The sequence below is a fragment of the Allobosea sp. genome (assembly GCF_017308015.1).
In the GTDB taxonomy this organism is placed as follows: Bacteria; Pseudomonadota; Alphaproteobacteria; order Rhizobiales; family Beijerinckiaceae; genus Allobosea.
On record NZ_JAFKFW010000004.1, the window covers coordinates 24,787 to 45,975 of the forward strand.

Annotated in this window: 23 protein-coding genes; 1 reads left to right on the plus strand and 22 read right to left on the minus strand. The window is 66.6% G+C overall.

Annotated features, from left to right (window positions below; genetic code table 11):
* Positions 1-91: 91 nt before the first annotated feature.
* From J0I42_RS04530 to J0I42_RS04625, 20 genes are all read right to left on the minus strand, one after another.
* Positions 92-376, minus strand: a complete 285-nt coding sequence (locus J0I42_RS04530) for a metal-sulfur cluster assembly factor (protein WP_291653198.1) — start codon at positions 374-376, stop codon at positions 92-94.
* On the minus strand, positions 373-915 hold the full coding sequence (locus J0I42_RS04535; protein ID WP_291653200.1) for a DUF2249 domain-containing protein: 543 nt from the start codon (positions 913-915) through the stop codon (positions 373-375). The genes J0I42_RS04530 and J0I42_RS04535 overlap by 4 nt, the downstream gene beginning before the upstream one ends.
* A complete protein-coding gene (locus J0I42_RS04540; RefSeq protein ID WP_291653201.1) occupies positions 878-2,275 on the minus strand; it encodes a hypothetical protein in 1,398 nt (465 codons plus the stop codon). Before J0I42_RS04540 ends, J0I42_RS04535 begins: the two co-directional genes overlap by 38 nt.
* A gap of 27 nt (positions 2,276-2,302) precedes the next feature.
* Positions 2,303-2,611 carry a DUF2249 domain-containing protein gene (locus J0I42_RS04545; RefSeq protein WP_291653203.1) on the minus strand — a complete coding sequence of 103 codons (309 nt, stop codon included), beginning with the start codon at positions 2,609-2,611 and terminating at the stop codon, positions 2,303-2,305.
* 102 nt (positions 2,612-2,713) lie between these two features.
* Positions 2,714-2,869, minus strand: a complete 156-nt coding sequence (locus J0I42_RS04550; protein WP_291653205.1) for a hypothetical protein — start codon at positions 2,867-2,869, stop codon at positions 2,714-2,716.
* A gap of 10 nt (positions 2,870-2,879) precedes the next feature.
* A complete protein-coding gene (locus J0I42_RS04555) occupies positions 2,880-4,772 on the minus strand; it encodes a nitric oxide reductase activation protein NorD (protein WP_291653207.1) in 1,893 nt (630 codons plus the stop codon).
* 9 nt (positions 4,773-4,781) lie between these two features.
* On the minus strand, positions 4,782-5,606 hold the full coding sequence (locus tag J0I42_RS04560) for a CbbQ/NirQ/NorQ/GpvN family protein (protein WP_291653209.1): 825 nt from the start codon (positions 5,604-5,606) through the stop codon (positions 4,782-4,784).
* A gap of 64 nt (positions 5,607-5,670) precedes the next feature.
* Positions 5,671-7,035 carry a cbb3-type cytochrome c oxidase subunit I gene (locus tag J0I42_RS04565; RefSeq protein WP_291653211.1) on the minus strand — a complete coding sequence of 455 codons (1,365 nt, stop codon included), beginning with the start codon at positions 7,033-7,035 and terminating at the stop codon, positions 5,671-5,673.
* Between the two features lie 22 nt (positions 7,036-7,057).
* Positions 7,058-7,510, minus strand: a complete 453-nt coding sequence (locus tag J0I42_RS04570; RefSeq protein WP_291653213.1) for a c-type cytochrome — start codon at positions 7,508-7,510, stop codon at positions 7,058-7,060.
* A gap of 147 nt (positions 7,511-7,657) precedes the next feature.
* Positions 7,658-8,350, minus strand: a complete 693-nt coding sequence (locus J0I42_RS04575) for a Crp/Fnr family transcriptional regulator (RefSeq protein WP_291653215.1) — start codon at positions 8,348-8,350, stop codon at positions 7,658-7,660.
* A 175-nt stretch (positions 8,351-8,525) separates the two neighbouring features.
* Positions 8,526-9,683: an acyl-CoA dehydrogenase family protein gene (locus J0I42_RS04580; protein ID WP_291653216.1), complete on the minus strand. Its 1,158-nt coding sequence runs from the start codon at positions 9,681-9,683 to the stop codon at positions 8,526-8,528.
* Positions 9,684-9,816: 133 nt separating this feature from the next.
* The gene (locus J0I42_RS04585) at positions 9,817-10,158 is read right to left on the minus strand and encodes a Rid family hydrolase (protein ID WP_113584410.1); all 342 of its coding nucleotides are present in this window, start codon (positions 10,156-10,158) and stop codon (positions 9,817-9,819) included.
* A gap of 19 nt (positions 10,159-10,177) precedes the next feature.
* Positions 10,178-11,305 carry an NAD(P)/FAD-dependent oxidoreductase gene (locus J0I42_RS04590; RefSeq protein ID WP_291653223.1) on the minus strand — a complete coding sequence of 376 codons (1,128 nt, stop codon included), beginning with the start codon at positions 11,303-11,305 and terminating at the stop codon, positions 10,178-10,180.
* Positions 11,302-12,756: an NAD(P)/FAD-dependent oxidoreductase gene (locus J0I42_RS04595; protein ID WP_291653224.1), complete on the minus strand. Its 1,455-nt coding sequence runs from the start codon at positions 12,754-12,756 to the stop codon at positions 11,302-11,304. Before J0I42_RS04595 ends, J0I42_RS04590 begins: the two co-directional genes overlap by 4 nt.
* A complete protein-coding gene (locus J0I42_RS04600; protein ID WP_291653226.1) occupies positions 12,753-13,061 on the minus strand; it encodes a (2Fe-2S)-binding protein in 309 nt (102 codons plus the stop codon). Before J0I42_RS04600 ends, J0I42_RS04595 begins: the two co-directional genes overlap by 4 nt.
* A complete protein-coding gene (locus tag J0I42_RS04605; protein ID WP_291653577.1) occupies positions 13,042-14,160 on the minus strand; it encodes an NAD(P)/FAD-dependent oxidoreductase in 1,119 nt (372 codons plus the stop codon). The genes J0I42_RS04600 and J0I42_RS04605 overlap by 20 nt, the downstream gene beginning before the upstream one ends.
* Before the next feature lie 14 nt (positions 14,161-14,174).
* Positions 14,175-14,975, minus strand: a complete 801-nt coding sequence (locus tag J0I42_RS04610; protein ID WP_291653228.1) for an ABC transporter permease — start codon at positions 14,973-14,975, stop codon at positions 14,175-14,177.
* On the minus strand, positions 14,972-15,838 hold the full coding sequence (locus J0I42_RS04615) for an ABC transporter permease (RefSeq protein ID WP_291653229.1): 867 nt from the start codon (positions 15,836-15,838) through the stop codon (positions 14,972-14,974). Before J0I42_RS04615 ends, J0I42_RS04610 begins: the two co-directional genes overlap by 4 nt.
* Positions 15,835-16,878, minus strand: a complete 1,044-nt coding sequence (locus tag J0I42_RS04620) for an ABC transporter ATP-binding protein (protein ID WP_291653232.1) — start codon at positions 16,876-16,878, stop codon at positions 15,835-15,837. The genes J0I42_RS04615 and J0I42_RS04620 overlap by 4 nt, the downstream gene beginning before the upstream one ends.
* A 92-nt stretch (positions 16,879-16,970) precedes the next feature.
* Positions 16,971-18,005 (minus strand): ABC transporter substrate-binding protein, encoded by a 1,035-nt coding sequence (locus J0I42_RS04625; protein ID WP_291653233.1) that lies wholly within the window; start codon positions 18,003-18,005, stop codon positions 16,971-16,973.
* Positions 18,006-18,130: 125 nt separating this feature from the next.
* On the opposite strand from J0I42_RS04625, the gene J0I42_RS04630 reads away from it, so the two are divergent.
* Complete coding sequence (locus tag J0I42_RS04630) at positions 18,131-19,033, plus strand: LysR substrate-binding domain-containing protein (RefSeq protein ID WP_291653235.1); 903 nt, start codon at positions 18,131-18,133, stop codon at positions 19,031-19,033.
* Positions 19,034-19,122: 89 nt separating this feature from the next.
* Here the strand turns inward: J0I42_RS04630 and J0I42_RS04635 are convergent, their stop codons facing one another.
* Together J0I42_RS04635 and J0I42_RS04640 are read right to left on the minus strand one after the other, a co-directional pair.
* A complete protein-coding gene (locus J0I42_RS04635) occupies positions 19,123-20,316 on the minus strand; it encodes a glycosyltransferase (RefSeq protein ID WP_291653237.1) in 1,194 nt (397 codons plus the stop codon).
* Positions 20,265-20,879, minus strand: a complete 615-nt coding sequence (locus J0I42_RS04640) for a MarR family winged helix-turn-helix transcriptional regulator (RefSeq protein ID WP_291653239.1) — start codon at positions 20,877-20,879, stop codon at positions 20,265-20,267. The genes J0I42_RS04635 and J0I42_RS04640 overlap by 52 nt, the downstream gene beginning before the upstream one ends.
* Positions 20,880-21,189 lie beyond the last annotated feature (310 nt).

Here is a 21,189-nt window from a genome sequence, read left to right on the forward strand (position 1 = left end):
CCGGAGTTCGACCGGTCATGAGGACTTTAGGAGCCTGGCGAAATCGGTCTTTGTTGCAGCACAACATCTTTGACGATCGTTGCGGGAGCCGTCACTCGGCGGCGATCATCGCCGGCTCCCAGGCTGGCTCATAGGTCAGCGTCACCTCGACCGCCGTCACGCCCTCGACAGCTCCGGCCGCCATGGCGACGGCCTCCTTCAGGAAGCCGGCCAGCGGGCAACCGCGCGTGGTCGTCGTCATGGTGATCGAGACCCTGCCGTCCGGCGTCGCCGCGATCGCATAGATCAGGCCGAGATCGACGACGCTGCGGCCGATCTCGGGGTCGAGGACGTCGCGCAAGGCAATCTCGACAAGCCGCTCCAGACCGGCGTTCATCCGTGCGCCCTCCCGCCGCCATGGCGTACGAGTAGGCGATAGGCCGTGCCGGAAGCATCGAAATTGCCGGCCCATTCGTGCTGGCGCTTGGCCAGCTCCGGAAAGAGAAAGACCGGTTCGCGGGCGAGCAGCGCGAACAGCACGTCGCCGGGCTTGAGATCTTCGAGCGCTTCCAGGATGCGGACCATCGGCTCCGGGGGGTCGAGATCGACGAGATCGAGTTCCTCGATGGGGTCACCCCAGGACAGGGCGGAGGGACTGCTGCCCGCAGCGAGCCCGGTTTCGACCTGCATGCCGGCGACCGGCGAGAACAGGACTTCCCAGTCGCCGCCGCCGAGCGGGCGATCGCTGGCCGAAAAGCCGCGATTGGCCATCACCGAGAACAGAGGGACAGGCCGGAAGGGCGCGATGAGGCGCAGGGATTCGCCCGGCGCAAGCGCCCCGACGGCGTCCATGATCGCCTGGAAAGGTTCCTCGCCAGCCCGCAGCATCGGGCGGACGTCAAGCTCGCGGACGGGCGATTCTTCCGGTTTCGACATGGGCAGGTTTCCTTTCCTCGGCCCGCGCGGCCAGTAGCCGGGGGCGTTCATGCGCCGGCGGCCGGTCGGACGCCTTGATCTGCGACAAGCGGCGGATGCCGATGAGCTCGGTGACGATTCCGGCCGTGCCGGCGAGGCAAAGCGCCATGGCCAGGCGGAAGCCGGTCGATGCGGCGATGGCGAGCGTGGCAGCGGCCAGCCCGACCCCGCCGTAATAGAGGAGGAACCACCAGCCGGTGCGCGGCATGGCGACGAGGTCGCCGACACGCGGCGCCGGGCCGCGCCCGAGGCGGGGCGTATAGGTTTCGAGCCAGGTCACAAAGGAGACGATCTTCACCAGTTGCGCCATCGTCAAGCCGCCGAGCCAGCCGAAGGCGATCAGAAAGACGAGTGCCGCGATCGCGCCGTCGCCGGCATGGGCGATGACGGCGACCGGCAGTAGCGTCAGCCCGAGGCCGAGCGCGCCGAAGGCCGGGATGCTGGCGAGCATGTTGATCTCGAGCGCCTTGCGCCGGCGGGCACGATAGAGCGTGAGGATGTCGCGGGCGTAGAAGAGGCTGGCCAGTATCAGTGCTGCGAGGATCGCGGTGATCCACAAAGCCCCCGGCTCGATACCGGCGAAGGGCGCAGCGAGACCGACCAAGGCGAGGCCGAACCCCAAGCCGGCGAGCAGCAAAACCGGGCGTACGCGGCGCGAGGGCGGCTCCGGCGCCATCATGAACATGACGAAGAGGCGGTAACTGACGCCGACGGCGATCAGCCCGAGCCAGCCGCCGAGGCCGAGCAGGGCGTGAAAGGGCAGGCCATCGGGTAGCAGGGTGACGGTGCCGAGCCAGTCTCCGTGCCCCGATAGCAGTGTCGAGAAGCCGGCGCCGCTCAACGCCGTGGCTGCAAGACAGGCCAGGCCGGTAAGAACGAAGCGTGCGAACAGGGCGACCGGTCGTGCGCTCAGGAGCGTGGCGACCAACATCAGACCGAGCAGGGAAAAGCCGCAAAGCAGGAAGGCAGCGCCCAGCGGGAGCAGGTCGAGCGGCGCTTCGATCCAGCCGGCCAGCGTGGCGAAGCCGGCGCAGAGCAGGGCGAGGCCCGCCGCCAGCATGGCGAGCGCCGGCAAGGCGAGCCGCGGGAAGGCGAGAGGGCTGGAGACCAGAACCGGTACGAATTGCAGGAGCGCGCCGGCCATGGCGAGGCTGAGCCAGCCGATCGCGACGAAATGGACGAGGAGGAGCGTCGCGGGTTCCACAAGGCCGGCGGCGGGATAGCCGATGCCGGCGACGGCAAGCGCCTCGGCCGCGACAAGGAAGGCGAGCGCGGCCGCGAAATAGCTCATGGTCCAGCGGGACAGCGATGCCATCGGCATGGCTGCGGTCTCCCGAATGCGAAGCGGTCAGTGGCCGCAGGTGCAGGAATGGCCTTCGTCATGGCCGCCGCAATCGGCGTCGTGGCCGCTGTCGCCGGTTTCGTTGCGGCCGATTTCGACCTGCCAGATCTCCGGACCCTGCACGATGTAGTCCCAGGAATAGGCGCCCGGATAACGCGCCTCGATCTGCCGGCGCAGCGGCGCCGGGTCGTGGTCGTTGACGATTCTGAAGGCGTCACCGGGGGAGAGCCGCTCCATGATGCCGAAGATAGTGGCATGGCGCACGACCGGCGGGATGGTGCGCACGTCGAGCGGTTCGAGGGGTTGGGTGGTCATGGTTCGGCTCCGGTTGCGGCCCCGATGCGGGCGGCTCTCCAGCCTAGCGAAGGCGCGCCCGCGGCAGTTTGCCCAAACGCAAACAGCGCGGCTTTGCCGGACTCATTGTTCGAGGAAGAGCAGGACGGCGATGGCCAGCGACATCATGATGGCCGCGGCAACGCCGCCCTTCTGCAGCACGCCCATCCGGTAGAGCAGCAGGGCCATCACGATGATCGCAGGTGTGGCGACCACGAGACCCATCTGGGCGTCGGTCATGGCGTTCTCCTCAAGCCGCAAGCGCGCGGTAGATCGCCGGCAAGGCCGCCGGCAGGCGATCGAGCCGGGAGACCACCGCATGGCCGTTGCGACCGAAGAGATGCGGGATATAGGCGCGCGACTCCCGGTCGACGGTGACGGCGAAGACGCAGATGCCGGCGCGGCGCGCCTCGATCACCGCCATGCGCGTATCCTCCATGGCGAAGCGGCCTTCATAATGGTCGATGTCGTTGGGCTTGCCGTCGGTGAGGACGAGCAGCAGCTTGCGCCGGTCGGGCCTCGCCTTCAGACCGGCCGTGGCATGGCGGATCGCGGTGCCGATGCGGGTGTAGTAGCCGGGCTTCAGCGCGGCGATGCGAGCCTCGACCGCCGGCCCCATCGCTTCGTCGAAGCGCTTCACCGTCTCGATCCGCACCCAGTCGCGGCGGCGCGAGGTGAAGGTCAGGATCTCGTGGCGGTCGCCACAGGCGGCAAGGCCGTGGGCGAAGACGGTGAGCGCCTGCTTCTCGACATCCAGAACGCGCAAGTCGTCGAACCAGGAATCGGTCGAGAGTGAGACATCCATCAGGGTCGTCACGGCGAGGTCGTGTGCCTGCGGCCGGCTCGCCAGATGGATGCGGTCGCTGCCGGGGCCGCCGGCGGCGAGATCGGCCTGGCGGCGCACTACCGCGTCGAGATCGAGATCGGGGCCGTCGATCTGGCCGCGCTGCGGCTCCCGCAGCGGGCGCAGGGCCTCGAACTGGCGCCGGACCTGCCGCACGAGCGCACGCGTCGCGGCATCCTGCACCGGAGGCACCAGCTCCTGCTGCGCCATCGCGGCAAGCACGCGGCAATGATCGTCGCGATAGGAGGCGCTGCGGAAATCCCATTCCGGATAGGTCAGAGCGCCGGCCAGTGCCGTCTCGTCCATCGCTTCCGGTGGCAGGTCGAGATCGAAGCGGAAGCGGGAGGCCGGGCGGCCCTTGCGTTCGCTCAGCACCATGTCGTCGAGCTCGTCGGCGGCCTCGGGCTCGTGCTCCTCGCTGTCGTCGGAAGGGCGGTCGACCGCGATCATCTCGGACATCGCCAGGATCGTCTCGAAGCGGTTGAGGGCGAAGGGGCTGCGTTCGCGCCAGTCCTCGGCCGTCTCCTCGCGGCTGGCGGCGTAGGTCTTCGTCTGCTCGTCGGCCCGAGTCGAGGCCGGAGGCGGCTGGTCCTCGTCGCGTCGACGCGTTCGGGCCGGCGCGGCGGTACTCGCCAGCGGCCAGAGCGGTACGCCGAGCGCCGGCAGGTAGCCGGCTGGAGCCCGGTCGAGCCTGTCTTCGGCAGTGATGTGGAGGGGTTTGCCCTTCAGCAGCGCACCGATCAGCGCCTCGACCCTCGCTTCGGTCGCGGGCAGGCCTTCGCGGCGCCGGGTGGCGAGCAGGGCTTCGGCCAGTTGGCGATAGACCGGAGCGAGGCCGGGAAAGGCGGCGAGGACTCTGGCGACAAGGCGCTGCGCCGCAGAGATCAAGGCGAGGTCGCGCTGGAGCGGATCTGTCTCGGTGATCGGTCGTGCCGGCATCGCGGCCATGCAGGCGGCGAGCCAGATATAGAGATCGCGGTTCAGCCCGGTCTCCGGGAAAAGCGCGATCTGCGTGGGCAGTTGTAAGCTGTCCGGTGTGCGCATTGCCTGCGTCAGCCTTTCCTCGCCAAGGCCGACGCGTTGGCGCAGGTTCAGCCGGTGACCGGTCGTGCGTTCGCGGGCGGGAACGATTCGGATGCCGGGCTCGCCGCCGAAACCGCGGAAGCAGACGGCGAGCGTCGACGACATGGCGGCCAGCGTCACCGCGGCCTGCGGATGGTGCGGCAGGCTCGCGGTATCACCGACCAGCCGGTGCCAGAAGCGCCCGACCGTCTCTTCCAGTTCGAGGAAGTCCAGCATCGCAGCCTCCTAGGCGAGGACCGCGCGGGTGATCTCGACCAGCCCGGCGCGGATCTCCGGCTCGTCGGTCAGGGGTTCGATGATGGCGGCCATCACGGCCTCCTGCCTCGGCAGGCCGGCGGCGACCAGGCTTGCCGCATAGACGACGAGGCGGGTCGAAACGCCCTCCTCGATATCCTGTCCCTTGAGCGTACGCAGCCGCCGGGCGAGATCGACCAGCGGGGCGACCATAGCTTCGTCGAGTCCGCTTTCCTGCGCGACGACGGCAATCTCCTGCTCGCGCGGCAGGAAATCGAAACTGATCGAGACGAAGCGCTGGCGGGTCGAGGGCTTCAGGTTCTTGAGCAGGTTCTGGTAGCCCGGGTTGTAGGAGACAGCGACCATGAAGGAGGGCGGTGCGGCCAAAAGTTCGCCGGTGCGCTCCAGCGGCAGGATGCGCCGGTCGTCGGTCAGCGGATGCAGCACCACAGCGACGTCCTTGCGGGCCTCGACGATCTCGTCGAGATAGCAGAGCCCGCCCTCCCGCACCGCCCGAGTCAGGGGGCCGTCGATCCAGACGGTCTCACCGCCCTTGAGCAAATGCCGGCCGGTGAGATCTGCGGCGGAGAGATCGTCATGGCAGGCGATCGTGTAGAGCGGCAGAGCTAAGCGTGCAGCCATATGCGCGATGAAACGGGTCTTGCCCGAGCCGGTCGGCCCTTTCAGCAGCAGCGGCAGACGCCGCTCCCAGGCCTTCTCGAACAGGAAGCGCTCGTTGCCGGAGGCGGTGTAGGCGGGAATGTCGATCGTGTCGCTAGCGGGCGCCGGAATCGGCGGGCGCGGAATCATGTTCATCGCGGGCATCCAATCAATCGGGAGGGCGGTGGCCCGCCGGCCTGCTGACCGGCGGGCGGAAGCGTCATTCCGCCGGTTGAGCGAGGGCAAACGGATCGGCGCTGCGCTCGCGCCCGGGTACCAGCACGGCCCAGACGAACATCAGCGCGGAGATCACCACCACCACGCCAGAGCCGAGCCGAACCCAGTAGAACAGGGCGATCTGGTCCTGCACGTCCATGAAGCCCTGGCCGAGGACGCGCTGGAGATGGACCTGCACGACACCGGCGAAGGTCAGTGCGAATGTCATCACCGACATCGCCGTGCACATCATCCAGAAGCTCGCGATCGAGAGCCACTGGTTGTAGGGCGCACGGCCCTTCAGCTCGGGGATGGCATAGGCCATCATCGCGAGATTCAGCATCACATAAGCGCCGAAGAAGGCGAGGTGGCCGTGGGCGGCGGTTACCTGCGTGCCGTGGGTGTAGTAGTTCACCGAGGAGAGCGTATGCAGGAAGCCCCAGACGCCCGCGCCGAAGAAGGCCATCACCGAGCAGCCGATCGACCAGAGCAGTGCCGCCTTGTTGGGATGGTTGCGGCCGGCCTTCCAGGTCATCTGCACGGTGAAGATCACCATGGTGAAGAAGGGTGCGACCTCAAGCGTCGAGAACAGCGAGCCGATCCACTGCCAGTACCCGGGCGCGCCGATCCAGTAATAGTGGTGGCCGGTGCCGAGGATGCCGGAAAACAGGGCGAGCCCGACGATGACGTAGAGCCATTTTTCGACGACTTCGCGGTCGACGCCGTTGAGTTTGATCATCAGGAAGGCCAGCACTGAGGCCATGATCAGCTCCCAGACGCCCTCGACCCAGAGATGGATGACGTACCACCAGTACATCTTGTCGAGCGCGAGGTTGGCCGGGTTGTAGAAGGCGAACAGAAAGAAGATCGCCAGGCCCCAGAGGCCGAAGAGCAGGATGTTGGTGACCGTGGTCTTGCGGCCCTTCAGCGAGGTCATGGTGATGTTGAACAGGAACATCAGAACAACGACGACGATGCCGACCTTGATCGCGAAGGGCTGTTCCAGGAATTCGCGGCCCTCATGGATGCGGAAGAGATAGCCGACGACCGCGATCGCCGCGGCAATAAAGAACAGCCAGAACTGGATGACCGCGATCTTGCGGCTGTAGAGTTCGGTCTGCGCCTCCTCCGGCAAGAGATAGTAGGTCGCGCCCATGAAGCCGAGCAGCAGCCAGACCACCAGGGCGTTGGTGTGGATCATGCGCACGATGTTGAAGGGCAGGACGACCGACAGCGTATTGGGCAGGACGTAGATCAATCCCGCCACGACTCCGAAGGTGACCTGCGCGACGAACAGCGCGAGCGCGCCGTAGAAATAGAGCATCGCGACGCTCTGGGTCTCATATCTCGTGGTGTTGTAGCCTGGCATGGCTCTCTCCTGTCGCGATGTCTCAGCCGGCATCGTTGGGCGGCCAGTTCTGGGTCTTGATCCGGCTCGTCCATTCCAGGAAATCGGCGAGATCGTTGAGTTCCTGCTCGGTCAGGTTGAACTGCGGCATCTGGCGTCGGCCTTCGATGCCGGTCGGCATCGCCGCCATCCAGGCCTTCAGACTCTCGCGGGCGCCGGCCGGATCCTTGTCGCCGCCATAGCGCTTCCAGAGATTGCCGAGCTCAGGCGCGAAATAGGCGCCCTCGCCAAGCAGCGTGTGGCAGTTGATGCAGGAATTGCGCTCCCAGACATGCTTGCCGCGGGCGACGGCGGGGGAGAGCGTCGCCTCGTCGGTGGACTGTGTCCGCATGAACCAGTGGCTGTGGGCGGTGAGCCCGACGAAGATGGCGAAGAAGAAGATCGATCCGCCGTAAAAGACATTTCGGGCTCCCGCCTTTGTCAGACGTTCGGCCATGCGTTCACCCTTCCGTTGCGCGTGCGCGCCGGCAACGCCGGCTCAAGAGCCCCCGCATGTGAGCGGCGGGGGACAGGGGGGTGATAACGAGGGGCTCGGGAAGTTTCTTTGCGCTTCGGCAAACAGGACGCAGGCGGCGGGTCGCGGTCAGGCTTCCGCTGTCGCGAGGCGCATCAGGGCGGGGATATCGCGCACCAGCAGCGTGCGCCGGCCTCCGATGATCAGGCCATGGCGCTCCCAGCGTGTCAGGATGCGGGAGACATTGTGCAGGGTGGTGCCGGTCATGGCCGCGAGATCCTGCCGGGAGAGCGGGAGATTGATCCGCGTACCCTCCTCCTCAAGACGCCCGGCCCGGTCGATCAGGCGCAGGACCGCATGGGCGAGGCGCCGGGGCACGTCGAGCGAGGCGATCTCCAGAAAGCGCCCTTGCGTCTCCGCCAATTCGAGGCCGAGCGCCTGGATGAGCCCGAAAGGCAGGCCGGGTAGTTCATGCAGCAGCCTCTGCCAGACGGCGAGCGGCCAGACGGCGAGCGTGCTGTCACGCAGGGCGTTTGCCGTGGCATCGTGCCGGATCCGGTGCGGGCCATGGTCGAGCTCGAAGACCTCGCCGGGATGAACGATACGCAGAATCACCGGCTCCCGACCCCAGCCGGATCGCGTCAGCTTGAGGCCGCCCGCGAGCAGGAGGAAGATTTCGCCGGCCGGCTCGCCCTGCGTGAAGGCGCGCTCGCCGGCTGCGAGACGGCGCAGGGAGGCGGCTGCGGCGATGGTCTGCCGCGCGCTTGCCGCAAGGGACGCAAAGAGGGGCGTGCCACGCAGCAGGTCGGGATCGATGCTCATGGTCGTCCGGGCCGGCCCGCCACGAGATGTCCGCGGCGGGCGTTCGAGATGCCGGCGCCGCCCTGCGGTCACGCAGGGACGACGCCATGAGCGGACACTAGGTGAAGCCGTGCGAGCCTTCTTTGCATTATGGCAAAGAGTGCGACGAAAGGCACGGCGATGATCGTCGGCAGCGTCAGTAGGAGCGGGGCATGCCCAGCACATGCTCGGCGAGATAGGTCAGGATCAGGTTCGTGGAGATCGGGGCAACCTGATAGAGCCGCGTCTCCCTGAACTTGCGCTCGACATCGTATTCCTCGGCGAAGCCAAAGCCGCCATGCGTCTGCACGCAGGCATTGGCCGCCTCGAAGGAGGCGTCGGCCGCGAGCATCTTGGCCATGTTGGCCTCGGCACCCGGATTGGCGCCGGCCTCGTAGAGCCGGATGGCCTCGCGGACCATCAGCTCGGCAGCGCGCATGTTGGCGTAGGCCTTGGCGATCGGGAACTGGACGCCCTGGTTCTGGCCGATCGGCCGGCCGAAGACATGACGCTCCTTGGCGTAGGTCGAGGCCTTGTCGATGAACCATTTGGCGTCGCCGACGCATTCGGCTGCAATCAGGATGCGCTCGGCATTCATGCCGGAGAGGATGTAGCGGAAGCCCTTGCCCTCCTCGCCGACGAGATTTTGGGCCGGGACCTTCACATTGTCGAAGAAGACCTCGGTGGTGGCATGGTTCATCATCGTGCGGATCGGCCGGATGGTCAGGCCGTCCTTCAGCGCCTCCCGCATGTCGAGGATGAAGACGGAGAGCCCATCGGTGCGTTTTTGCACCTGGTCGCGCGGCGTGGTGCGGGCGAGCAGCAGCATCAGGTCGGACTGCGCGGCGCGGCTCGTCCAGATCTTCTGCCCGTTGACGATATAGTGGTCGCCCTCGCGGCGGGCGGTGGTGCGCAAGGCCGTAGTGTCGGTGCCGCTGGTCGGCTCGGTGACGCCGAAGGCCTGCAGGCGCAGTTCGCCCGACGCGATCTTCGGGAGGTAGCGCCGCTTCTGGTCATCGCTGCCGTGACGCAACACGGTGCCCATGACATACATCTGGGCGTGGCAGGCGGCGCCGTTGCAGCCCTGGCGCTGGATTTCCTCCATGATGACGGCTGCCGCCGAGAGCGTGAGGCCGGCTCCGCCATACTCCTCGGGGATCAGTGCGGAGAGGAAGCCGCTTTCGGTCAGCGCCGTCACGAACTCCGTCGGATAGTCCATCTCGCGGTCGAGCTTGCGCCAGTACTCGCCCGGATAATCCGCGCAGAGCTTCGCGACGGCGTCGCGGATTTCGGAATGGTCGGAAGCGTGCTGCATGCTGGTCTCGGGGCTGTCGTCAGGCGAAGACCCTAGGCCAGCGCTGGGAGGTTGGGCACCCCTGTTCGTGCTTTCCGAGGATGGGCTGCAGGCGCGATCATGCGCCTGCAGCCTTGTCGTTTCCTGAAACGGATCAGCGCGAGGCGGTGACCACGATCTCGATCAGCGGGCCGCCGAGATCGGCGACGCCGACCGTGGCGCGCGTCGGCATGTCCTCGCCGAAGAAGCTGGTCCAGACCGCGTCCATCTCCTTCTTCAGCGTGAGGTCGGTGACGAAAATCTGGGCGGCGACGATCGCCTTTCGATCGAGCCCGACCTCGCCGAGATAACCCTCGATCTTGCCGAGGATGTTCTGGGTCTGCGGGCCCATCCCTTGCTTGGTGTCGTCGGCGACGACGCCGCCGACGAAGGCGAGGTTGCCGGTCTCGACGACGCGGTTCTGGATGGGCGTGCGGATGGAACGCTTGATGGCCATGGGTCTTCTCCTTTGAAGCTCAGTGGGTCTTGGTGAAGCGGGCGATGTCGAGGCCGTCGATCGGCACGTTCGAGCGGCCTGCCGCGATGATCTCGGCCATCACGGCGCCAGCGCCCGGACCGAGCTGGAAACCATGGGCCGAGAAGCCGAACTGGTGGTAGACGCCTTCATGCATGGCGCTCTTGCCGAAGACCGGCAGGTCGTCCGGCATGCGGGCCTCGATCCCGGCCCAGGCGCGCACGACCGGCGCGCCGCGCATGATCGGGAAAAGATCCCAGACCGTACCGGCGCTGATCGCGAGCTTGCGCCAGTCGAGCAGGGTGACGTTCTCGTCGCGCAAGGGTGTGCCGAGATGGCCGCCGCCGATCAGCACCGTGCCGTTATCGAACTGCTTGAACGAGAGTTTGCGGCCGCGCAGGATCACCACCGGCTTGATGAAGGCCGGCAACGGCGCCGTGATCATCAGCATCGGAGCGATGACCCCGAGAGGCACGGGCTCGCCGAGATCGGCTGCGATACGGTCGGCCCAGGCGCCTGCGGCATTGACGATGCGGGGTGCGAGGAAGGCGCCGGCATCGGTGACGACGCGCCAGTTCGAGCCGTCCTTCTCGACCTTGGTGACGCGAACGCCTTCACGAATGGTCGCGCCGAGGCTTTCCGCCTTGCGCTTGAAGGCCTGCGTCGCGCGCAAGGGAATCGCGGCGCCATCGCGGCGCGAGATCACGCCGCCCGGGCAGGTCTCGGAGACGGCCGGGACGATGGCGCGCAATTCCTTCGCATCGATCAGTTCCTCGTGATGAAAGCCGCGCAGGGTCAGATCGGCGACGCGGGCGCGGCACCCTTCGAGATCGGCCTCGTCCTCGGCGACCAGAACCTGCCCGTCGCTGGTGAATCCGCAATCATCGTCGACCAGCTCGGCGATATTGTGCCAGAGCGCCATCGAGGCGTTGGAGAGCGGGATCTCCGCGACATGGCGGGCAAGCTGGCGCACGCCGCCGGCATTGACGCCGGAAGCGTGGCGCCCGGCGTGGTCCTTCTCGATCAGGATGACCGAGAGCCCGCGCAGTGCGCAGTGCATCGCCGTCGAGCAGCCATGGATGCCGCCGCCGATGACGATGACATCGGCATTGCGACCGTTTCCACTCATCGGATGACCGCCTTCACAGAGGCCTCGGTCTGCGGCAGCGCCGCCAGCTCGGCGAGCGTCACCGGTTTGATCGGCGGGCGCAGGCGGTAATAGCCGGTCTCGGCCGGTGTCGTGCCGCGCGTTTCGGCGATGAGCTCGACCACGGTCGGGCCGCAGAGGCGCCCCTGGCAGGGCCCCATGCCGCAGCGCAGGAAGGCCTTCATCTGGTTGGGACCGGTGACGCCGAGGCGCTTGGCTGCGTCGCGGATCTGGCCGGCGGTGACCTCCTCGCAGCGGCAGACGATGGTCTCGTCCCTGGGGGGCGCCAGGAATTGCGGCGCCGGCTTGTAGAGCAGGTCGAGGAAACGCCGGCCGCGCAGCTTCTTGTCCAGTTCGGCGCGGACCGGCGTCGCCTGCCGATCGCGCTCGGCTTCGTTCAGCTTGCCGAGGCGCGATGCTGCGCCGAAGGCTGCGATCTCGCCGCGGAGCGCCGCGCTTTCCGCGCCGCCGATGCCGGCTCCGTCTCCGGCGATAGCGATGCCGGGCACGGTCGAGCCGAACCAGGCATCGACGCGCGGCACCCAGGCGTGCTGCTCGGTGTCGAAATCATGGGCGCAGCCGGCGGCGTTGGAGAAGTTGACGCTGGGTATCACGCCCTGATGCAGCAGGAGGGTGTCGCAGGCGAGCGTGCCGGTACGGCCGTTCTGCTCGAACTGGACCGAGGCGAGCTTTCCTTCTCCGGTTGCGGTCAGGCTGGTCACGCCGGAGACGAAGCGCAGCTTGCGTCGCGCCGTCAGCATCAGCTTGAGGCCCTTGGCGAGATAGGGCGAGCGCAGGAAGTCCGGGATGGCGCCGAGCGCCTTGGAACGATTGGCCGAAGGCGTCGTATCGAGCACGGCGGCGATCTGGCAGCCGGCGGCCGCGAGCTGTCCTGCCAGCAGGTAGAGCAGGGGGCCGCAACCGGCGATGACCGTGCGCCCCGAGGGAATGGCGCCGGCGGATTTCAGCGCGATCTGGGCGGCGCCCGCCGTCATCACGCCGGGCAGGGTCCAGCCCGGAATCGGGAAGGGGCGCTCCTGCGCGCCGGTCGCGAGGATCACCTGCTTCGCGCCGATGATGCGGGCCTTGCCGTCGAGCGAGAGGCCGAGCTCGAAGGCTCCGGGTGCGGTTTCGTCCGGCCCGATCGACCAGACGGTGCAACGCGGGGCGTAAACGGCTTTCGAGCGTTCGAAGCGCGCGACGATATCGGCACCACGCCAGTAGTCCTCGCCGAGGATGGCGCGGTTCTTGACCGGCGTCGTGGTGACGGCGCGGTAGATCTGGCCGCCCGGTGCGGGGTTTTCGTCGGCGAGCAGGATGGAGAGACCGAGTTCGGCAGCGCGCGCGGCGGCGGAGAGACCTGCCGGGCCTGCGCCGACGACGAGGAGGTCATAGCTCTCGTCGAGCTGTTCGATGCTGGCGATCGGAGTCATTCCGAGGCCTCCGTGAGATGGCGGCGGCCGTGCTGGGTTTCGATGCGCATGCCCTCGGCGAGCGGCACGAGGCAGCCTTGCCGGTTGCCGATACCGTCGATGACGACGAGGCAGTCGAAGCAGACGCCCATCAGGCAATAGGGCGCGCGTGGCGTGTCCGAGACCGGCGTCTCGCGGCAGGCGGTGATGCCGTTGACGAGCAGGGCGGCGGCGACCGTGTCGCCCGCACGCGCCGTCATCGGCCGGCCGTCGAAGGTGAAGCTCAGCGCCCCGCTCGCGGCAAGGTCAGCTATGGGCCGGAACATGGAACCTCCGTGCGGTGAAGCTCGCGACGCTGTCGGGCAAGGTGCCGGAAAGGATCGCCGGAGCAAGCGTCAGGGCATGATTGGCGGCGAGCGTCACGCCGGAATGGCAGGTGACGACGAAGGCGCCGGGATGGGTTTCGGATTGATCGTAAATCGGGAAGCCGTCGGGGCTCATCACGCGCAGCGCGGACCAGGTCCGGACGACATTGAGGCCGGCGAGGCGCGGGAACATCTTCACCGCCCGTTCCGCCATGGTCGAGAGGATCGGCTGACCGACGACGGTATCGAAGCCGCGATCCTCCTGGCTGTCGCCGATCATGACGCCGCCTTCGTCGGTCTGGCGCACCGTGACCATCGGATTGTGCAGGAAGGGCTCGGTCTTCTCGGTGACGATGATCTGGCCCTTGCTCGGCTTCACCGGCGCATCGAGCCCGACCATCGGGGCGAGGCGCGCATTGCCGAGACCGGCGCAGAGTACGACCTTGCCGGCGCGCATCTCGCCCCAGGGGCCGGTGATGGCGAAGCCGCCATCCTTCGGCACGATCGTCTCGACCGGGCTGTTCGGGCGGTAATCGACGCCGCGCCGGACCGTCGCCTCGCGGAGTGCCCGGAACAACTTGAGCGAATTCACATGGCCGTCGAGCGGGGAATAGAGCGAGCCGACCACGTCCTTGCCGATGGCTGGCAGGCGCCGCTTGGTCTCGGCATGGTCGAGCACCTCATAGGGGAAATCGGTCAGGGGCCGGCTGTTATGGAGGCGGCGCATGGCGTCAACGCGCTTGTCGAGCTCCTCCTCCGAGAGGCAGAGCATGAAGCCGCCGGGTTGGCTATGGGCGACGTCGATGCCGGTCTCGCCGGCGAGCGCCGTGGCCAATTCGTGCCAGCTATCGGCGGAGCGGCGCGACCAGAGCGCATAGTCGGGCATGCCGAAGCCCTTGGATTGCACCCAGACCAGCGCGAAATTGCCGCGCGAGGCACGGAAGGCGGTGTCGCCCTCGTCGAGGATCGCGACCTTGGCGCCGTTGCGGGCGAGGCCGAGCGCGATGGCGCCGCCGACCACGCCGCCGCCGATCACGGCGACATCGGGTTCTCTGGGAATAGTGGACACTGGCGTCAGCCTTTTCCGGTTCCGACGAACAGCCGGTCGAGCCCGAACAGCCTGTCCAAAGCCATCAGCAGGATGGCGGTCAGGGCGATCAGGCAGGCGGAGACGGCTGCGATGAGCGGGTCGATATTGTCCTGGATATAGAGGAACATCCGGACAGGGAGCGTGGTGGTCGCGGGCGAGGCGATGAAGACGGTCATCGTCACCTCGTCGAAGGAATTGATCGCTGCGAGCAGCCAGCCCGAGACGACGCCGGGCAGGATCAGCGGCAGCGTCACCCGCCGGAAGACGACGGCCGGGCTCGCGCCGAGCGAGATCGCGGCATGCTCGATGCGCCGGTCGATGCCGTAGGAGGCTGCGAGCACGAGCCTGAGCGCAAACGGCAGGATCACGATGATATGGCTCAGCACTAGCCCGAGGAAGGTCCCGGAGAGGCCGATCTGCGTGAAGAAGCGCAGGAAGGCGATGCCCAGCACGACATGGGGGACCATCAGCGGCGACATGAACAGGGCCGTCATCGCCTCGCGCCCGGGGAAGCGATAGCGGGCGATGGCGAGTGCGGCGGGTACTGCGAGCCCGATCGCAACCGTCGATGACAAGGCAGCCAGCCAGAGCGAATCCCGGAAAGCGCGCAGGAATTCGGGATAGTCCAGGATCGCCCTGAACCAGCGCAGGCTCCAGACCCGGCCCGGCAGCGAGAGATAGCCCTCGGGCGTGAAGGCGACGAGGCAGACCACCACCAGCGGCGCCAGCATGAAGACGACGAAAAGCGTGTGGAACAGGATGGCGAAGGGACCGTTGCGGCTCATTCGAACACCTGCGAATAGCGGCGCTCGACCAGCCGGTTGGTGCCGACGGTCAGGATGACCAGTGCGGCGAGCAGCAGCACGGCGACGGCGGCGCCGAGTGGCCAGTTCAGCGTGTTCAGGAACTCGTCATAGGCGAGCGTCGCCGCGACCTTGAGCCGCCGGCCGCCGATGATCGCGGGCGAGGCGAAGGCACTCGCCGCCAGCGCGAAGACGATGATCGAGCCCGAGAGGATGCCCGGCACGATCTGCGGCAGGATCACGCGACGCCAGATGGTGAGGCGGGAGGCACCGAGCGAGAGCGCGGCGTTCTCGATTTGCGGATCGAGCCGCTGCAGCGAGGCCCAGACCGCGAGGATCATGAAGGGGATCAGCACATGGACGAGCGCGATCACCACGCCGGTCTCGGTGAACATGAATTCGAGCGGCTGACCAATCAGGCCGAGCGCCATCAGTCCGCGGTTGAGCAGTCCATTCGAGCCGAGCAGCAGCGCCCAGCCGAGCGTGCGCGCCACGACAGAGACGAGCAGCGGTCCGAGGATCGCGAGCAGGCAGATGCCGCGCCAGGACGGCGCCATGCGGTTCAGGATATAGGCCTCGGGCACGCCGATCAGGATCGCGAACAGCGTCACCAGCACGGCGATGCGCAAGGTGCGCAGGAAGACTTCGAGGAAATAGCTGTCGCTGAAGATCTCGCGGAAGTTCTTCAGGGTGAACTCCGCGACAATGCCCTTGTACTGGCCCCAGTCGTAGAAAGCGAGCAGCACGGTCATGCCGAGCGGGATGATGACGAGGCCGAGGAAGACGGCGAGCGTGGGTCCGGTCAGCCAGTAGGGCGTCGCGCGGGCGGAGGCGTTCGGGCTCATGAGCCTGTACCTTCCGCGAGGAGCGCGGCGTCGCCGGGACCGAAGCTCAGCCTGATGCTCTCCCCTTCGCCGGGGACGAGCGTGCCGTCATTGTGCCGGATCAGCGTGACCGGGCCGGCGACGCTCTCGGCGGTGAGCAGCCAGTGTGCGCCCTGGAAGACGCGGGATGTAATGCGGGCGGTGAAGCCCGGAGCCCCGTCAGCAGCGAAGCCAAGGCGCTCGGGGCGCACCGCGATGTGGAGCGCACCTGAACCCGCGCCAGCGAGTGGCACGGAAAGAGCTTCGATCGTGACCCGGCCATGGCCGTCGCCGGTTGCCGCCAGGACGTTGGTCTTGCCGAGAAAGTTCGCGACGAAGGCGGTATCGGGCGCGCCATAGACGGCATCGGGGGCGCCGATCTGTTCGACGCGGCCGCGATTCATCACGACGATCCGGTCGGACAGCGCCATCGCCTCGTGCTGGTCATGGGTGACGAGGATCGTGGTCGTGCCGATCGAGCGCTGGATCTGACGCAGTTCTCCTTGCATTTCCTCGCGCAGCTTGGCGTCGAGATTGGAGAGGGGTTCATCGAGCAGGAGGAGCGATGGCCGGATGACCAGCGCACGGGCGAGGGCGACGCGCTGCTGCTGCCCGCCCGACATCCGCCGAGGATAGCGGTCCTCGAAGCCCTTGAGCCCGACCAGCGCCATGGCTTCCAGCGTGCGCTTCTCGCGTTCCGCCTTCCCGACGCCGCGCATTTCGAGGCCGAAGGCGATGTTCTGCGCCACCGTCATATGCGGAAAGAGCGCATAGCTCTGGAAGACGATGCCGAGGCCGCGCTTGTTGGGGGAGACGCCGCCGAGATCGCCGCCGTCGAGCAGGATGCGGCCGCGATCGACGGGCACGAAGCCGGCGATCATCTGCAAGGTCGTGGTCTTGCCGCAGCCGGAAGGGCCGAGCAGCGAGATGAACTCGCCGCGCGCGACCGTGAGGTCGAGCCCTTCGACGGCGACCGCCGTGCCGTAGGATTTGCCGAGGCCTTCGAGAACGAGATGGGACATGGATCCTGCGCGCGTCGTGAAGGAGGTCGCCGAAACACTGCCGTCATCCCGGACCGACGCCCGGAACGACGGCAGTGAGAATCGGAAGCGCCTTACCGCTCGACCTCGCGGTTCCAGCGGCGGGTCCATTCCTCGCGCTTGGCGTTGGCGACGTCCCAGTCGACCGCCTTGAGCGCCTTCACCTCGTCACCATAGGGCAGGCCCTTCCGCTCGTCGGCGGTGAGCGTCACCGTCATATTGGCAGGGCCGAAGCCGGCGCCGGTCGCCATGATCTTCTGGATCGCGGGCGAGAGCATGAACTGGATGAAGGCGTTGGCCTCGGCCGCGTTCTTCGACCCCTCGACCGGGCAGGCGGCCGAGCCGAGCGCGAAGCCACCTTCCTTCGGATAGACGAACTCGACCGGGAAGCCGGTATCGGCGAAGGCCTTGACGCGGCCCGAGCCCCAGACGCCGAGCACGGCCTGGCCGTTCTGGAAGAGCTCGGTCATCTTCGCCGGAGAAGGTTCATAGGCGACGATGTTCGGGTTGATGTCCTTCTTGAAGGCCTCGAAGCCCGGCTCGATATTGTTCTCGCCGCCGCCGCCGATCTGCGCGAAGGCGATCAGGGCGTGCAGGCCATAAGTGTTGTTGATAGGCGGGCTGACGATCTTCTTGCCGTAGGTCTTCGACTTCAGGTCGTTCCACGAGGTCGGGGCCGGCCATTTGTTCTCGTCGAAGATCTTCTTGTTGTAGAACAGGCCGGTGCCGACGAGGCCGAGGCCGACGCCCTTGTTCGACTTGAACTTCATCACCGGCGCGACGTCCTTGTAGACGGGTGCGTCGGCCAGCGTGCCGCAAAAGCCGAGCGCCACCGCCTGATAGGCCGGGCCATCGTCGACGATCGCGACATCAATCTGCTGGTTGCCCTTCTGCGCCTGCAGCTTGGCGAGCGTGTCGGTCGAATTGCCGGCGACATATTCGACCTTGACGTTGGACTGCTTCTCGAAGGCCGGGATGACCTCCTTGCGCATGGTCTGCTCGTAGGAACCGCCATAGCCAGCGACGTAAAGCGTCTTCTGCTGGGCGAAGGCGATGGAGCCCGCGAGAGCGGTTCCAGCGGCAAGAGCGAATGTGATGGCGAGCTTCACGGTGTCCCCTCCTCATTTTTCGAGTGATGTTGTCAGGTTCGGGGCTGTTTTGGAACTGGTCAAATCGAATGTTTCGCGCAGTCCATGCCGAAATGTTATGATGGGGCTGGGGGGAGCCAAATGTGTTGAATCCACGCCAGATCGAGGCATTCCGGACGGTGATCGTGACTGGCGGCATCACGGCGGCGGCCCAGGCGCTCAACGTCACGCAGCCGGCGGTGACGCGCCTGATCCAGGACCTGCAATATGCGCTCGGGCTGCCGCTTTTCGTGAAGCGGGGCGCGCGGCTGGTGCCGACCAACGAGGCACTATCGCTCTATCGCGAGGTCGAGCGCCAGTTCGTCGGGCTCGAGCGCATCGAGAATGCGGCCCGCAACCTGCGCGAGGGGCGTGCGGGTTCGCTACGTGTGGCGGCGCTTCCGGCCTTCAATGTCGGCTTTCTGCCGCGAGTCGTCGGCCATTACCTCGCGCAGAAGCCGGGGCTGGAGATCGCGCTCTACGGCAGCATTTCCTCGCAGGTGGTGGACTGGGTCACATCGGGCTTCTGCGAGCTGGGGTTTGCGCAGATGCCGCTCGATTTTCCCGGGATCGACATCGAGATGTTGCCGCCAGTCGCTCAGGTCGCGGTGCTGCCGACGGGGCACCGGCTCGCGGAGAAGGCGGAGCTCGAGCCGGAGGATTTTTCGGGCGAGCCGTTCGTCTCCCTGGAGCAGTCGACCCAGTTGCGCTATCGGATCGATGCGTTGTTCTCGGCCCATCGCGTGACGCGCTTGACGCGGATCGAGACACCGCTGTCGATGATCGCTTGCGGATTGGTTGCCGCCGGCGCTGGTGTTGCGGTGGTCGATCCGTTCACGGCGGCGGAATATCGCGGCCGCGGGATCGAAATTCGCCCGCTCCGGCCGGCGGTGGTGTTCGACATGGCGATCATCTGGGGTGGCGGGCGCTTTCGCTCCGCCGCCGCTCTGGATTTCGCCGAACGGGTTCGCACCGCGGTCCGAGACTTCGCCGACCAGGAGGCGGAATAGAACGGCCTCCTGCGGCGGGCTGTTGCAGCATTTTCAAGCGAAGCCGGCACGGGTCCCGCGCGAGGGAGGTGCGATGAACAGGAGCTTCTTTACGCGCCGAACTGATGGATCCAGCCGCTCTGGCGCGCTATGCAGCGCTCCCGCTCGTAAGCAGCCAGGACGGTTTCCCGCGCGGCGCGGCGCAAGGGCCGCATCAGTGCAGGGCTGGAGAGGGCTTCGGCGATGCGTTCCGCCAGCGCATCCGCATCATGGAATGGGGCGAGCAGGCCGTTGGCGCCGTCGCGGATCGCTTCCTCCACCGGTTCGGTCTCGGAGCCTACGACAAGGCAGCCGCAGGCCATCGCCTCGAGCAGCGACCATGAGAGCACGAAGGGTACGGTGAGATAGACATGGACGGCTGAGACCTGGAAGAGCCGGACCAGGTTCTCATAAGGCAGCCAGGGAATATGGGCGATCCGGTCGCCGAGCCCGGTCTCGGCGCACATCGCTTCGCGCCAGCTCTTGCCGTCCGAGCGCGGACGCCCGTAGCCCGCGCCATCACCGCCGACCACGACGAAGAGCGCATCGGGCGCGCGCGCCGCCAGGATCGCTGCCGCGCGCATGAATTCCGGATAGCCACGATAGGGATCGAGATCGCGCGCGACGAAGGTGACGACCGGCATCCCCGGCCTCAAGAGGCGACCGTCGGGCAGGACGAAGGAGGCTCCGGCATCGGGGCGGCAGGTCTGCGTATCGATCCCGTCATGGCAGACGGCGATGCGCTGGCGATAGGCGCTCGGATATTGACGACGCTGCCATTGCGTCGGCGCATAGGCTGCATCCAGCGTATCGAGCGCGAGGAGCTGCGCCGCGTTGCGCATGCGCACGCGATGCCGATCGGCCGCGGGCGCCGGCTCGCCGATGCCGAAATCCAGGTCCGAGCCGGTGCTGCGGTAATAATATTCGCAATAGCCGATCAGCGCCGCATCGGGCAGCGCGTCACGGGCGAAGAGCATGCCGCCCCAGCCGATATGGCCGAGGACGACATCGGGCGGGTCACTTCGCTTCAGGCGCTCCATCAGACGCGCCACGGCCTCGCCCGTGCGCAGGTGATATTCGGTGGCTGCGAGCGCGGCGTGCTGGGTCGCGGTCCCGGCTACGGAATAGACGAGTTGATGCACGCCCGGCTGCTCCGGCGCCGGGCGTTCGGTGACCAGCGTGATCTCGATGCCCTCGGCGACGAGACAGCTGATCAGAGCAGCGAATTGACCAGATCCCGCGCGATGAACGAATAGGACATGCATGATGCGAGCAGTACTCCGCCGTAGCGGAGCGCATCGTTCCACCACTGTTCGAGTTGGCGCAGGGTTTCGTGCGTCGTCTTGAGGTCGGTGTCGCGGTTGCTTTCCAGTCGCTGGCCGAACTGGCTGGCCTCGTCGAGAAGGCGCAGCCGCTCGCACAGCATCTGGCCCTTGAGCGAGAGCGAAATGCGGGCCTGACGGCGATCGCGCGGGGAGGCGCCACGGTCGAGATAGCCGCTCTCGACCAGTTGCTTGAGATTATAGGAGGCGTTCGAGCCCCCATAATGGCCGCGGTCCAGCAGATCCCGGACCGCGATCTCGCCCTGTCCGATCGTCATCAGAACCATGACTTGCGATGGCGAGATGTCGTCGATGCCGAGCTTGGCCAGTTCGAGTCTGAGATAGTCGAGGAAGCGCCGGCTGACGCGTTCGACTACCCGTGCCAGGTCGAAAGGAGAGATTCGGCGATCGGGGACCTCTTCGAGGACGCCCGAACCATTTGCCGGATGGTGGCCGTTCGGGGAACTGCCGGTGAATTGCTCGCCGCCGTGCAATTTGAAATGCATTCCTCACCCCATCGGATCGAAAATTGAACTATCCATCTCTTTTGCCTCCATCTGTAGAGATAAGCCTATAGGCAAAGCATACGTTATCTACGTAAGCTGTTAGATAAGATTGTATTTTTCTTTTAATGCGCAGAAACTGTTTCGAAATTCAAAATTTCGCATGTTTTTGCCTTGATTGCTTCATGTTGAGTCGGTGAGCTACGCTTCTAATCTGTCATAATCTTGACACTCCCTCCCTGTCTCGTTGCCGGACCGATGACGGGCTTGCCGCCCGCAATCCTCTCGGACCCAACGCATCCTCATTCTTCGG

What these genes read in the sequence shown, in the direction of transcription:
- J0I42_RS04530 (WP_291653198.1), bottom strand. Translation starts at nt 376, where the DNA reads ATGAACGCCGGTCTGGAGCGGCTTGTCGAGATTGCCTTGCGCGACGTC.
- J0I42_RS04535 (WP_291653200.1), bottom strand. Translation starts at nt 915, where the DNA reads ATGTCGAAACCGGAAGAATCGCCCGTCCGCGAGCTTGACGTCCGCCCG.
- J0I42_RS04540 (WP_291653201.1), bottom strand. Translation starts at nt 2,275, where the DNA reads ATGCCGATGGCATCGCTGTCCCGCTGGACCATGAGCTATTTCGCGGCC.
- J0I42_RS04545 (WP_291653203.1), bottom strand. Translation starts at nt 2,611, where the DNA reads ATGACCACCCAACCCCTCGAACCGCTCGACGTGCGCACCATCCCGCCG.
- J0I42_RS04550 (WP_291653205.1), bottom strand. Translation starts at nt 2,869, where the DNA reads ATGACCGACGCCCAGATGGGTCTCGTGGTCGCCACACCTGCGATCATC.
- J0I42_RS04555 (WP_291653207.1), bottom strand. Translation starts at nt 4,772, where the DNA reads ATGCTGGACTTCCTCGAACTGGAAGAGACGGTCGGGCGCTTCTGGCAC.
- J0I42_RS04560 (WP_291653209.1), bottom strand. Translation starts at nt 5,606, where the DNA reads ATGAACATGATTCCGCGCCCGCCGATTCCGGCGCCCGCTAGCGACACG.
- J0I42_RS04565 (WP_291653211.1), bottom strand. Translation starts at nt 7,035, where the DNA reads ATGCCAGGCTACAACACCACGAGATATGAGACCCAGAGCGTCGCGATG.
- J0I42_RS04570 (WP_291653213.1), bottom strand. Translation starts at nt 7,510, where the DNA reads ATGGCCGAACGTCTGACAAAGGCGGGAGCCCGAAATGTCTTTTACGGC.
- J0I42_RS04575 (WP_291653215.1), bottom strand. Translation starts at nt 8,350, where the DNA reads ATGAGCATCGATCCCGACCTGCTGCGTGGCACGCCCCTCTTTGCGTCC.
- J0I42_RS04580 (WP_291653216.1), bottom strand. Translation starts at nt 9,683, where the DNA reads ATGCAGCACGCTTCCGACCATTCCGAAATCCGCGACGCCGTCGCGAAG.
- J0I42_RS04585 (WP_113584410.1), bottom strand. Translation starts at nt 10,158, where the DNA reads ATGGCCATCAAGCGTTCCATCCGCACGCCCATCCAGAACCGCGTCGTC.
- J0I42_RS04590 (WP_291653223.1), bottom strand. Translation starts at nt 11,305, where the DNA reads ATGAGTGGAAACGGTCGCAATGCCGATGTCATCGTCATCGGCGGCGGC.
- J0I42_RS04595 (WP_291653224.1), bottom strand. Translation starts at nt 12,756, where the DNA reads ATGACTCCGATCGCCAGCATCGAACAGCTCGACGAGAGCTATGACCTC.
- J0I42_RS04600 (WP_291653226.1), bottom strand. Translation starts at nt 13,061, where the DNA reads ATGTTCCGGCCCATAGCTGACCTTGCCGCGAGCGGGGCGCTGAGCTTC.
- J0I42_RS04610 (WP_291653228.1), bottom strand. Translation starts at nt 14,975, where the DNA reads ATGAGCCGCAACGGTCCCTTCGCCATCCTGTTCCACACGCTTTTCGTC.
- J0I42_RS04615 (WP_291653229.1), bottom strand. Translation starts at nt 15,838, where the DNA reads ATGAGCCCGAACGCCTCCGCCCGCGCGACGCCCTACTGGCTGACCGGA.
- J0I42_RS04620 (WP_291653232.1), bottom strand. Translation starts at nt 16,878, where the DNA reads ATGTCCCATCTCGTTCTCGAAGGCCTCGGCAAATCCTACGGCACGGCG.
- J0I42_RS04635 (WP_291653237.1), bottom strand. Translation starts at nt 20,316, where the DNA reads ATGCATGTCCTATTCGTTCATCGCGCGGGATCTGGTCAATTCGCTGCT.
- J0I42_RS04640 (WP_291653239.1), bottom strand. Translation starts at nt 20,879, where the DNA reads ATGCATTTCAAATTGCACGGCGGCGAGCAATTCACCGGCAGTTCCCCG.